General features: G+C 48.4%; 15 protein-coding genes. 2 read left to right on the plus strand and 13 right to left on the minus strand.

What is annotated here, in order from left to right:
- Positions 1-157: 157 nt before the first annotated feature.
- The 8 genes from fusA to fkpA all read right to left on the minus strand — a co-directional run bounded on the left by fusA (position 158) and on the right by fkpA (position 6,363).
- Positions 158-2,257 carry an elongation factor G gene (gene fusA, locus AC6R10_RS10120; RefSeq protein ID WP_500672143.1) on the minus strand — a complete coding sequence of 700 codons (2,100 nt, stop codon included), beginning with the start codon at positions 2,255-2,257 and terminating at the stop codon, positions 158-160.
- A 209-nt stretch (positions 2,258-2,466) separates the two neighbouring features.
- Positions 2,467-2,937 carry a 30S ribosomal protein S7 gene (rpsG, locus tag AC6R10_RS10125; protein ID WP_045957025.1) on the minus strand — a complete coding sequence of 157 codons (471 nt, stop codon included), beginning with the start codon at positions 2,935-2,937 and terminating at the stop codon, positions 2,467-2,469.
- Positions 2,938-3,034: 97 nt separating this feature from the next.
- Positions 3,035-3,409, minus strand: coding sequence for a 30S ribosomal protein S12 (gene rpsL / locus AC6R10_RS10130; RefSeq protein WP_004399892.1), 375 nt, complete (start codon positions 3,407-3,409; stop codon positions 3,035-3,037).
- A 158-nt stretch (positions 3,410-3,567) separates the two neighbouring features.
- Entirely contained in the window at positions 3,568-3,846 is a 279-nt protein-coding gene (gene tusB, locus AC6R10_RS10135; protein ID WP_500672144.1) for a sulfurtransferase complex subunit TusB, read from the minus strand.
- Positions 3,847-3,854: 8 nt separating this feature from the next.
- Positions 3,855-4,211 carry a sulfurtransferase complex subunit TusC gene (tusC, locus tag AC6R10_RS10140; RefSeq protein ID WP_334555724.1) on the minus strand — a complete coding sequence of 119 codons (357 nt, stop codon included), beginning with the start codon at positions 4,209-4,211 and terminating at the stop codon, positions 3,855-3,857.
- Complete coding sequence (gene tusD / locus AC6R10_RS10145; RefSeq protein ID WP_500672145.1) at positions 4,208-4,603, minus strand: sulfurtransferase complex subunit TusD; 396 nt, start codon at positions 4,601-4,603, stop codon at positions 4,208-4,210. The genes tusC and tusD overlap by 4 nt, the downstream gene beginning before the upstream one ends.
- The gene (locus AC6R10_RS10150) at positions 4,600-5,322 is read right to left on the minus strand and encodes a helix-turn-helix transcriptional regulator (protein ID WP_334555722.1); all 723 of its coding nucleotides are present in this window, start codon (positions 5,320-5,322) and stop codon (positions 4,600-4,602) included. Before AC6R10_RS10150 ends, tusD begins: the two co-directional genes overlap by 4 nt.
- 252 nt (positions 5,323-5,574) lie before the next feature.
- On the minus strand, positions 5,575-6,363 hold the full coding sequence (gene fkpA / locus AC6R10_RS10155; RefSeq protein ID WP_334555721.1) for an FKBP-type peptidyl-prolyl cis-trans isomerase: 789 nt from the start codon (positions 6,361-6,363) through the stop codon (positions 5,575-5,577).
- Positions 6,364-6,495: 132 nt separating this feature from the next.
- On the opposite strand from fkpA, the gene AC6R10_RS10160 reads away from it, so the two are divergent.
- Positions 6,496-7,479, plus strand: a complete 984-nt coding sequence (locus tag AC6R10_RS10160; RefSeq protein WP_500672146.1) for a WD40 repeat domain-containing protein — start codon at positions 6,496-6,498, stop codon at positions 7,477-7,479.
- A gap of 4 nt (positions 7,480-7,483) precedes the next feature.
- Positions 7,484-7,711 (plus strand): SlyX family protein, encoded by a 228-nt coding sequence (locus AC6R10_RS10165; protein WP_334555719.1) that lies wholly within the window; start codon positions 7,484-7,486, stop codon positions 7,709-7,711.
- 46 nt (positions 7,712-7,757) lie between these two features.
- Here the strand turns inward: AC6R10_RS10165 and AC6R10_RS10170 are convergent, their stop codons facing one another.
- From AC6R10_RS10170 to hfq, 5 genes are all read right to left on the minus strand, one after another.
- Positions 7,758-7,943: a DUF2065 domain-containing protein gene (locus AC6R10_RS10170; RefSeq protein WP_500672147.1), complete on the minus strand. Its 186-nt coding sequence runs from the start codon at positions 7,941-7,943 to the stop codon at positions 7,758-7,760.
- 126 nt (positions 7,944-8,069) lie between these two features.
- Positions 8,070-9,050, minus strand: coding sequence for a protease modulator HflC (hflC, locus tag AC6R10_RS10175; RefSeq protein ID WP_334555717.1), 981 nt, complete (start codon positions 9,048-9,050; stop codon positions 8,070-8,072).
- A gap of 2 nt (positions 9,051-9,052) precedes the next feature.
- Positions 9,053-10,243 (minus strand): FtsH protease activity modulator HflK, encoded by a 1,191-nt coding sequence (gene hflK / locus AC6R10_RS10180; RefSeq protein ID WP_487903610.1) that lies wholly within the window; start codon positions 10,241-10,243, stop codon positions 9,053-9,055.
- 45 nt (positions 10,244-10,288) lie between these two features.
- Positions 10,289-11,578: a ribosome rescue GTPase HflX gene (hflX, locus tag AC6R10_RS10185; protein ID WP_334555715.1), complete on the minus strand. Its 1,290-nt coding sequence runs from the start codon at positions 11,576-11,578 to the stop codon at positions 10,289-10,291.
- Positions 11,579-11,619: 41 nt separating this feature from the next.
- On the minus strand, positions 11,620-11,878 hold a 259-nt coding region (gene hfq / locus AC6R10_RS10190), incomplete at its 5' end, for an RNA chaperone Hfq (protein WP_500672148.1).

An 11,878-nucleotide genomic window follows, 5' to 3' on the forward strand; every position in this document is an offset into this window, starting at 1 on the left:
ACGTTCGTGTTCCTTCCTAGTTATGATTCGCCACGATCAGAATTGATCGAGACGCGCCAGAAATTGCTATTTTATGCGCCAACGTCCGTCAGCGCAATATTTCGACGCCTTGATCTTTAAAAAAAGCACACACTTTTTCAATGATCAAGCCGCTTCATTAATAACCTCGCTCTGCAACAATTTTGTCTGCAAAGTTTTTCGGTACTTCAGCGTACTCATTAAACTCCATAGAGTAAGACGCACGGCCTTGAGTCGCAGAACGGAGGTCTGTAGCGTAACCAAACATCTCAGAGAGTGGCACTTGGGCACGGATAATTTTAATACCCGCAACACCATCGTCCATACCTTCGATCATACCGCGACGGCGGTTGAGGTCACCTACAACGTCACCCATCCAATCTTCAGGAGTGGTAACTTCAACATTCATCATCGGCTCAAGAAGTACAGGTTGTGCTTCTAATGAACCCTTCTTGAATGCCATCGAGCCAGCGATCTTAAACGCCATCTCGTTAGAGTCAACATCGTGGTAAGAACCGTCGAACAAGGTCGCTTTAATATCTAGGACAGGGTAGCCTGCTAGAACACCACTGTTCATTTGCTCTTCGATACCTTTCGCTACCGAGCTGATGTATTCCTTAGGAACCACACCGCCCACGATTTCGTCGACAAAGACAAAACCCGCACCCGGTTCAGAAGGCTCAAGTTTGATCCATACGTGACCATATTGACCACGACCACCAGATTGGCGAACAAACTTGCCTTCCACTTCCGCGCTGCCACGGATCGTTTCACGGTAGGCCACCTGAGGTTTACCTACGTTGCAGTCAACGCTGAACTCACGCTTCATTCGGTCAACGATGATGTCTAGGTGAAGCTCACCCATACCCGAGATCAAGGTTTGACCGGTTTCATCATCCGTTTCGACGCGGAATGAAGGATCTTCTGCCGCCAATTTACCTAGCGCAATCGCCATCTTCTCTTGGTCGGCAACTGAGCGTGGTTCTACCGCAATCTGAATCACTGGATCCGGGAACTCCATACGTTCTAGGATCACTTTGTGGCTCGCATCACAAAGCGTATCACCTGTGGTGACATCTTTCAGGCCAATCGCTGCCGCAATGTCACCCGCGCGGATTTCTTTGATCTCTTCACGCTTGTTGGAATGCATCTGAACGATACGCCCAAAGCGCTCTTTCTTCTGCTTCACTGAGTTGTACACAGCATCGCCTGAGTTGACGACACCTGAGTAAACGCGCATGAAGGTAAGCGTGCCAACAAACGGGTCGGTGGCAATTTTAAATGCCAGCGCAGAGAACGGTTCGTTATCATCAGCATGGCGCTCAACGTCGTTTTCGTTCTCATCGATGCCTTTGATCGCAGGTACGTCGATCGGTGATGGTAGGTATTCCACCACGGCATCCAGTACGGCTTGTACGCCTTTATTCTTAAACGCACTACCACAAGTGGCCAGTACGATTTCGTTATTCAGTGTACGAGTGCGAAGTCCATGCTTGATTTCACTCTCGGTCAACTCACCTTCTTCAAGGTATTTGTCCATCAACTCTTCGCTGGCTTCCGCCGCTGATTCAACTAGGTTGCTGCGCCACTCTTCAGCCAGTTCAACCATATCTGCTGGAATCTCTTCATAATTGAAGGTCATACCTTGGTCAGCTTCGTTCCAGTTGATCATCTTCATCTTGATAAGATCAATCACGCCTCGGAACTCATCTTCCGCACCAACGTTAAGTTGGATAGGCACAGGGTTGGCGCCCAAACGAGTCTTGATTTGCTTAACAACGCGAAGGAAGTCAGCGCCTGCACGGTCCATCTTGTTGACGAACACCATGCGAGGGACATGATACTTATCTGCTTGACGCCAAACCGTTTCCGATTGCGGCTCAACACCAGATGAACCACAGAAAACGACAACGGCGCCGTCGAGTACGCGCAACGAGCGCTCTACTTCGATGGTAAAATCAACGTGTCCGGGAGTGTCGATGATGTTAATGCGGTGATCTTGGAATTGCGCTTCCATACCACGCCAGAAAGTGGTCGTGGCAGCGGAGGTGATAGTGATACCACGCTCTTGCTCCTGCTCCATCCAGTCCATGGTAGCAGCGCCATCGTGAACCTCACCAATCTTATGAGAAAGACCAGTGTAGAATAGAATACGTTCACTTGTGGTGGTTTTACCTGCGTCTACGTGAGCGACGATACCAATATTACGGTAGCGCTCAATCGGTGTTTTACGAGCCACGATAGAATCCTCTTCAATTGGGATATAGGGACTATTGCTATGTCGAAACGACAGAACGAAGAATGCTCGAGTTGAGCGTGGGCGTCTTCAGTTAACGATGTCGCGCTCTGGATGAGCGATTTTCTGTGTTTCAGATATAGCAATAGTTCCTAGCTTGCGCATAGGAACTATTGAAGTGCTGCGAGAGATCTCGCAGCACGATAAAGGTATTACCAACGGTAATGTGCGAACGCTTTGTTTGCGTCAGCCATGCGGTGAACGTCTTCACGTTTCTTAACCGCAGTACCTTTGTTCTCAGACGCGTCTAGCATTTCAGCAGCTAGGCGTTGAGCCATAGATTTTTCACCACGCTTACGCGCAGCTTCAACCAACCAACGCATAGCAAGTGCGTTACGGCGAACCGGACGAACTTCTACAGGTACTTGGTAAGTTGAACCACCTACACGGCGAGATTTAACCTCTACCGCTGGGCGAACATTTTCAAGAGCTTCTTCAAATACAGCTAAGTGATCTTTACCAGATTTCTCAGCCATAGTGTCTAGTGCAGTGTAAACAATTTTTTCTGCAGTAGATTTCTTACCGTCAACCATTAGGATGTTAACGAATTTTGCCAGCAGTTCAGATTTGAACTTTGGATCTGGAAGGATCTTACGCTGACCGATGACGCGACGACGTGGCATGGATTTTCTCCGTTGTCTTCTTCAGGTTATCCAAAACTTTTCAGTTTCTTCAAAAATTAAATATAATTTAGTGTTTGGCCTTACTTAACGGATACCATTAAGATTTTGGACGCTTAACACCGTACTTAGAACGACCTTGTTTACGGTCGTTAACGCCAGCACAGTCTAGTGCGCCGCGAACTGTGTGGTAACGTACACCCGGAAGGTCTTTTACACGACCGCCGCGGATTAGAACAACTGAGTGCTCTTGAAGGTTGTGGCCTTCACCACCGATGTACGAAGTCACTTCGAAGCCGTTCGTTAGACGAACACGACATACTTTACGAAGTGCTGAGTTAGGTTTTTTAGGTGTAGTAGTGTAAACACGAGTACATACACCACGTTTTTGTGGACACGCTTCTAGTGCAGGCACGTTGCTTTTAACAACTTGCTTTGCACGAGGCTTACGTACCAACTGGTTAATAGTTGCCATTAACTAGCTCCTGATTTACTTGAAAGTAAGCTTTGTGAAAAATCTATCCCAAATCACGAATGGTAATTAGGGACGCAAAATTCTATGCAGCAGTGAGAGGTGTGTCAAGAAATATACGGATCTTTTTTGTCCACTTTCCCCGATAGGCCAGTGATGACTCAATCCCAAGTCAGCGATGTCTCGTGAGAGACCGTCAGGTCAACAAACTCGCCGTGGTCAATCAGACGATAAGATGGGCTCAAACGTGACGTCATACCGCGCGCCGATGCATCAGTGTGTAAGACGTAAACCTGATGCGCCTTAAGCGCTGTAAAAAGGGGGCTATGCATGGTCGCGCCGTAGATCGCCTCTTCAATCAGTATCAAGTCATCTTGTGTAGGATGGGCAATACGCAGCGCGTCTGCCAATGCGGATTGTGATTTAATAATATGAAGCATGTTACCTCTTAGAACGACAGCAGCGCCGACGCTTTTGCCAACTGGGCTTGTATTTCAGAAACCGAGAGAGGCTTAGCATTAATAACGAGATCGGCATGCGACAGACCCCGTTCAGATAGCGATGTGGCGCAGACAAACACATCCTCAATGTCATAAAGCTCAAACAGCTTCATCATAGGTGCGTACTCTTTACAGAGTATGTCACTGGCTTGCTGCCCTTGCAGTAACTGATACACACCATCGCCACTGAAGATGACGGCAATCGATTCACAGTACGCCGATGCAGCCATCAATGCATCGATGCCTTCTCGACCTGAGGCGGTGGCATGAGGTGCACTGCGAAAGAAATACGTGAGCTGACTCAAAACTGCACCACCCTATCTTGACTCAACATAGCCTCAGCAAGACTACCTAGCCCCGCTTGAACAAAACCTTCACTGAGGTTGCTGTTTGGCAGTGCATGCAGCGTAGCTTCATCATCACTGACAATTCCGCGACGTAGCGCGGCGGCCACACAAGTTTCAAGACGCACGCCATGCTCGGCAGCCAATGCTTGCCATGCTTGGGTTAAATCTAACTCATCATTGGCGGGCACCACGAGACGACTGGCATTGCTGACGCCATCTTGATAGAAAAACACGCTCACTAATTGATGGCCTTTTTCGATTAACGCGAGGGCAAACTGGTAGGCACTGCGTGCAGACTGCGTACCATACACACCGCCATTCACGACTATGGTGTAACTCAATGCGCTCATCTTTCGTCTTCTTCCGTTTTACGCTGACGGATATAGAGATACACGGTGTGCTTAGAGATATTCAAACGGTCGGCGACACGGTTGATCGCGTCTTTAATGTCAAAAATACCCTTATCAAACAACTCCATCACGATTTGGCGATTTTTGGTGTTATTTGATACTGACTTGTCAGCATTAATCTCTTCAATGGTGCGCTCAACCGTCTGATCCACCAGCTCTTCAACATCGCTCGCAAAGTTAACCGATGAAGCGGCCTGTTTGGCTTCTTCGGTCGGCATAAACGATTGCAGCACTTGCGAGAAAGGCGCATCCAGGTTGACGTTGATACACAAAAGGCCAATCACCCGGTTCTCACCATTGCGAATAGCAACGGTGATAGACTTCATGAGCACACCGCCTTTCGCGCGCGTAAAGTAAGAGCGAGAAAAGTTACGCTCTGATCCTTCGATATCACGCAGCATTTTCAACGCCAAATCGGTGATCGGCGATCCCACTTGGCGTCCGGTATTTTCGCCATTAGCAATCTTAATCGCAGAGGTGTTGAGATCTTCCAATGAATGCAAAACGATCTCACAGAATGGGCCGATTAAGCTTGCGATGCCATCCACCACGGCCTCATACGAGCGCAGAATGATCTTGTCGTGCTCACTAAATGGCATCACGTTGACAGATTCCATTTCAAGCAACATATCGGTATTTAGTGTTTCTGTAGTGGTCACTTTCTAGCCTTAGAGCGAAAAATCAACAAATTGCTGTAAGTTTATCAGAAATTTTGAAAATCAGATCCCGTAAACCGAGCATCTAGTGACTTAGAACAAATAAATCGCGTCTATCCGTGCGCACGGGCGCATCTCTGAACACTATCCTCGCCTGAACCATCCCATCGCTATCTGGTATCGAACACTGCTTTGGAAGGGTATAAAAAAGCCCGGCACATGGCCGGGCTCCAAGAAGAGAGTAACCGCAGAAAATTACTGCGCGGCTTCTTCACCGTTTTCAATCTTAAGTAGCTCAACTTCAAACACGAGTGTTGAGTTAGCCGGGATCGATGGGGTGTCCTGCTCGCCATACGCCAACTGTGGCGGAATCACGAATTTGAATTTTGAGCCAACAGGCATGAGCTGTACGCCTTCGGTCCAACCTGGGATCACTCGATTAAGTGGGAAGGTGGCTGGCTCGCCGCGATCGTATGAGCTGTCAAATTGAGTACCATCGATAAGCGTACCTTTGTAGTGTACCTGCACGGTATCGGTATCTTTTGGTTGCTCACCTTCCGCTGCCGTCATCACTTGGTACAACAAGCCAGATTCTGTTTTCACGACACCGTCTTGCTGTTCAAATTCAGCGCGGAATTCGTCACCTGCCGCTTTCGCTGCTTGCGCTTTTTCAGCGGCTTGCTTTTGCATGGTTTCTGCTACACGTTGATCTAACGCTTCTAGCGCAGCACGCGTCTCTTCTTCGCTCAACTCTGGGTTGCCCGCAAACACATGCTCAATCCCTTTTAGAACAAGGTCTTTGTTGAGTGAAATGCCAATTTCGTTTGGCTTATCAAGGCTGGTGCTCAGGTAGTTAGCAAACGACACACCGATAGCATAAGCCGCTTTGTCGTCTTCGGTTTTAAAGTGAACCGCTTTTCCTGTCTCTGCTTGAACTTGCTCAGCAGCTGGGGCAGTGTCGGTTTTTGGCTCTTCGTCTTTTTGACAACCAGCCGCTAGCGCAACCGTTGCAGCAAGCAGTGACACTTTAAAAATAGATTTCATTAAACTCTCCAAATTGAAGCATTTTGTCTTTGTGCACAAATCTTTAAGAAAGAGTGGTGTGCAATTACATGTTGTACCAATATAACCAATATACGGCTTAATTAAACCAAACCAAGCGGATATTTGGACCTAATGCGGATAATTTTTAACAAGGTCATGATTGTTGTTGTCATTTCAGCGTTAATAAATGGCTGTTTTTACTCTTCGAGTGACGTTCAGCGCTGGGAGATTGAACCCAATGGCGCCACGAGCTTTGCATTAAGCCGTGATGCTCGCTTCGCCCTGCTCTATTCCAAAGAGCATCAACTTGTCCTGTGGGATTTAGTGGAGAGCCAACCTCTCGCCTCTCTGGGTGAGCAAGACCCTCAAGCCAGCACCGTATCCACCATTCGCATCTCCGACAATGGTCGCTTTGCTGTGACCGCCACGCAAATCAACTTCGCCGTGTGGGATTTAGCGTGGACGCAAGCGCAAGGTCTGTGGTCAATATCCGACGGACTGATACGCGATATCGACATCGCCAGCAACGGCGAACAGGTATTACTTGGGCTCTCCAATGGTAAAGCGATCTACGTCAACTTAGTCACCGGACGCCGTCTTGAGTTCCTCGCGCACAACGAAAAAGTCAATTCTGTTGCGCTGTCGCCCAATGGGCGCTTTGCTCTGTCTGGCGGCAACGATTACACCGCTTACTTATGGGACACCAATACCGGGCAAATTCTAAAAACCTTTGAGCATGAGCAACGCATTAATCGTGTTGCTTTGCATCGAGATGCCAAGTTTGCGTTCACTTCGGATGGTGGCAATCAAGCGTTCATTTGGGATTTAAGCACCGGGCAACAACACGCTCAACTGCGAAGTTTCTCACGGCAGCTTATTTTCTCTAGCGCCCGCTTTTCTGATGATGGACAAAAGCTCGTAACAGGCACGCCGTCGAGTCGAATTATGGTGTGGGACGTCAATAGCGGAAAGCGCATCGACGGCTTTGAAACCGTACCACTAAAAGATGCTCGCCCTCCTCGCGCAGTGGTGTATGATGCTGCCTTTGATAACCGAGGGCATGTCATTTCTGCAACATCCGCAGGCATTGCCCAAGCTTGGCAGCTAGATGAGTAATACGATGAGCGAAACACTTATTGAACAACTAGAAAACCGCATCAATGACTTGGAGTGTCAACTTGCCTTCCAAGAACAAACGGTAGAGAGCCTCAACAGTGCACTTAGCCAGCAGCAGTTACTGATCACCAAAATGCAGGATCAGATGAAATACGTTGTCGGTAAAGTGAAAAACATGGACAGCTCGAATCTGGCTGACCCTTCAGAAGAGACGCCGCCTCCTCATTACTGATCGTCATAGCCACATTGCATTGCAGGCTGTAAGCCTATCGGCAAAGCTAACCAAACACATAAGCAATCACGGCGCCCGCCACCACGAGACAGCCGCCCATGCGTCTTAAGTGGTGGTCTGATTGCTCGCTGATCTGGGCAATCATGGCTCGCCACCCTTTGGGCGCGACTAATGGTCCTAGCCCTTCGACTATCAACACAATGCCCAATGACAGCCACAATGAGTTAGACATCCTCAGCTCCTTTTCCCGCGCCACGTAAGCATGCAAACGCTCTGGCGGCGACAATGGTAAACCATCCTATGAGAGACAAAAAATAAAGGCTCCGTCATAACGGAGCCTCTATTCATCATTAACGAATTACTTCGCGGCGGCACCCGCAGAGTTGTTCATGTATTTAAAGAACTCACTCTTAGGATCCAAGACCAGAATATCACTCTTATCGCTGAACGATTTCTCGTAAGCTTTAAGCGAACGTAGGAACCCATAGAACTCAGGGTCTTTATTGTACGCAGACGAGTAGATTTTCGCCGCTTGTGCATCCGCTTCACCTCGCGTCACACGCGCGGTTTTGTCTGCTTCCGCAAGGATAGTCGCCACTTCAAGTTCGGCTTGTGCGCGAATCACTTCCGCTTTTTCGCGGCCTTGAGAGCGGTGCTTACGCGCCACTGACTCACGCTCTGCACGCATACGACGATAGATAGACTCACTGATCTCATCAGGTAGGTTAATTTTCTTCATTCTGAAGTCAACCACACGAACACCCAAGTCTTTCAGTGCGCTGCGACGCGTGTCGTTCAACACTTCTTGCATGATTTGGTCACGCTGACCATCAATCTCAAGTGCCTCTTTGGCCGCTTCAGTCGTGACGACATCCGCATCTGCACTGTCAGGTAGAACGTCGTTGTTACGCGGACCTGACACAATCTGTTTGATCTCACGAGCACCGATTTCAGAACGCAATACGTCAGTGACTTTACGCTCAAGGAGCGCTTCCGCCGTCAGCGTATTACCACCACCGGTCGCCAAGTAGTATTGACCGAAATCTTCGATACGCCACTTAACGTAGGAATCGATGATGACGTCTTTTTTCTCAGAGGTCACGAAGCGGTCTGAACGGCCGTCCATGGTCTGAATACGTGCATCGAGTGTTTTAACACGATCGAACATCGGCATTTTGAAGTGCAGACCCGGCTCGTAAATGCGAGACACATCGTTGTTGTCTTTCAGCACTCGACCAAATCGAATCACGATACCGCGCTCGCCTTCAGGAATGACAAATAAAGACATCAACATCAGAGCCAATGCAACGACTAATACAGGGATCATTAACTTACGCATTCTTAGTATCTCCCTTGACGTGAATCAGTTGAACGAGATGAGGTGTCTGAAGTGGTATCAGTACGCTGGGATTCAAGCTCAATTTGATCATAACTAGAAGATGACTTAGTACTGCGCTTTGTTGACACTTGATCTTGACCCGCCAACTTATCAATAGGCAAGTACAACAGGTTGCCGCTCGATTCTGAATCAATCAGCACTTTCGATGAACGGGTGTATACCTCTTCCATCGCATCTAGGTACAGACGATTACGCGTGACTTCCGGCGCTGCTTGATACTCAGGCAACAGTTTTTCAAACTGAGCAACCTGACCTAGGGCCTCGTTAGTAATACGCTCGTTGTAACCTTGCGCTTCTTTCTTCAAACGCTCCGCTCGACCGGTCGCTTTTGGCAAGATTTCATTCTTGTATGCTTCCGCTTCTCGGATGAAACGCTCTTCATCTTCTCGAGCTGCGATCGCATCATCAAAGGCGTCTTTCACTTGCTCTGGTGGACGTGCAGATTGGAAGTTGACATCAACAATGACTAAGCCCATATCATAGCTGTCGACAATGTCGTTCAACGTTTCTTGAGTACTTTGACGGATTTGCTGACGACCACTGGTCAAAATGCTATCCATCAATGAGTCACCAATCACAGCGCGCAACGCAGAGTCGGTCGCTTGGCGTAAGCTGTCATCAGCGTTGGTCACTCGGAACAGGTACTTATAGGGTTCCGCGACACGGTATTGAACGTCCATCGCCACCGTGACGACGTTTTCGTCTTTGGTCAGCATCAAACCTGAAGAGCGCAACGAACGAATCGCTTGCACGTTCACCGGGGTCACTTCGTCAATAAAACGAGGACGCCAGTTCAAACCAGGATCGACCACGCGATCATATTTACCGAGGCGCAACACAACACCGCGCTCCGCTTCGCCGATAGTATAGAAACCTGCAAAGAACCAAATTGCGACCGCGATCGCAGCGATAATGCCAAAGCCGATTGCTCCGCCACCACCGATAGACGGTCCTTTACCGCCTCCTTTACCACCAAACTTTCCACCCAGTTTCTGACTCAGTTTGCTAAACACTTCGTCTAAGTCTGGCGGTCCTTGATCACGGCCACCTTTGTTACCGCGATTATTGTTACCCCACGGGTCATTATCGCGGCCATTGTTGCCGTTGTTATTACCAGGCTCATTCCACGCCATTAGAAAGCTCCATCATTTGATATGACGTTATACTGTAGCAGTCATTTAAGTAACTATAAAGTCACGTAAAACTGCCCCTTCTCTTTTTTCAAGTCTAGACCAATCCGCTTGTTGCATTCGAATCTCGATCAACAAGTCACCATCGGAATCATACTCTTCCTGTTGAATACATTTCATCTGGAAGAATGTACTACGAATTCGCCCTTGATGTTGTGGCGGGATTCGCAGTTGGTACTGAACCATTTGGCTAGAGAGACGCTCGGTAAGAGCCTCAAACAGCAATTCAATACCCACGCCTTCCATTGCCGATACCCATACAGCACGAGGAATGCCTTCCTCATCTCTTTCTATACGAGGTTTCTGGTCTTCTAGATTGTCTATCTTATTCATCACCAGCAAAGCTGGGACTTCATGGGCATCAATTTCTTCAAGTACCACATGAACTGCATGAATATTCTCACGAAAACGGTCGTCACTGGCATCGACAACATGTAACAAAATGTCAGCTTCTTGCGTCTCTTGCAGCGTCGCTTTAAAAGCGGCGACCAGATCGTGTGGTAAATGACGAATAAATCCAACCGTATCCGCTAAGATTGCTGGACCGACATCGGCCAAGTCTATCTTTCTCAGCGTTGGATCAAGCGTGGCAAACAGCTGATCAGCGGCGTAAACGCCCGCTTCAGTGATTCGGTTGAATAGGGTAGATTTCCCTGCGTTGGTGTATCCAACAAGGGAGACGGTTGGGATTTCCGCTCGACTTCTAGCTCGGCGACCTTGTTCGCGCTGCTTGGCCACTTTCTCTAGGCGGCGCAAGATGGCTTTAATCCGATCACGCAATAAACGTCGGTCAGTCTCTAACTGAGTTTCACCTGGACCACGTAACCCGATCCCACCTTTTTGTCTTTCAAGGTGAGTCCAACCTCGAATCAGTCGCGTTGAGATATGACGCAACTGCGCCAGTTCCACTTGCAACTTACCTTCGTGAGTACGAGCGCGCTGAGCAAAAATATCTAAGATCAAACCCGTACGGTCCAATACTCGACATTGACACAGCTTTTCGAGGTTACGTTCTTGGGCAGGAGAGAGGGCGTGATTGAAAATCACGATATCTGCCCCATTCAACTGCACAGCTTGCGCAATTTCTTGGGCTTTACCCTCTCCGACATAGTATTTGGGGTGTGGTGACTGTCTGCTCCCGGTTACGACTTGTAACGCGTTGACTCCAGCTGAAGATACCAGCATCTCGAATTCGCTGAGATCTTCCCACTCCCCTTCTTGCGTAAAGTTGATATGAACAAGTACGGCTCGCTCACCGGCTTCATAACGGTCAAACAAGCAATCAACTCCTTAACAGTAATGTGTGTGCGTAGAGAAAATTAATCGTCAGATTTCTCTTGAGAACGCTCGCCACCTTGAGGACGGTCACCTTGAGGGCGCTCACCACTGTGGTGGCTTACTGCACGCGCAGGAACAACCGTTGAGATAGCGTGTTTGTAGACCATTTGGTTTACTGTGTTTTTCAACAAGATAACAAATTGGTCGAAAGATTCGATCTGACCTTGTAGTTTAATTCCGTTTACTAGGTAGATAGAGACTGGAATACGCTCGCGACGTAATGCATTTAAGAATGGGTCT

This window comes from Vibrio sp. R12-SG2-ISO1 (genome assembly GCF_059834045.1).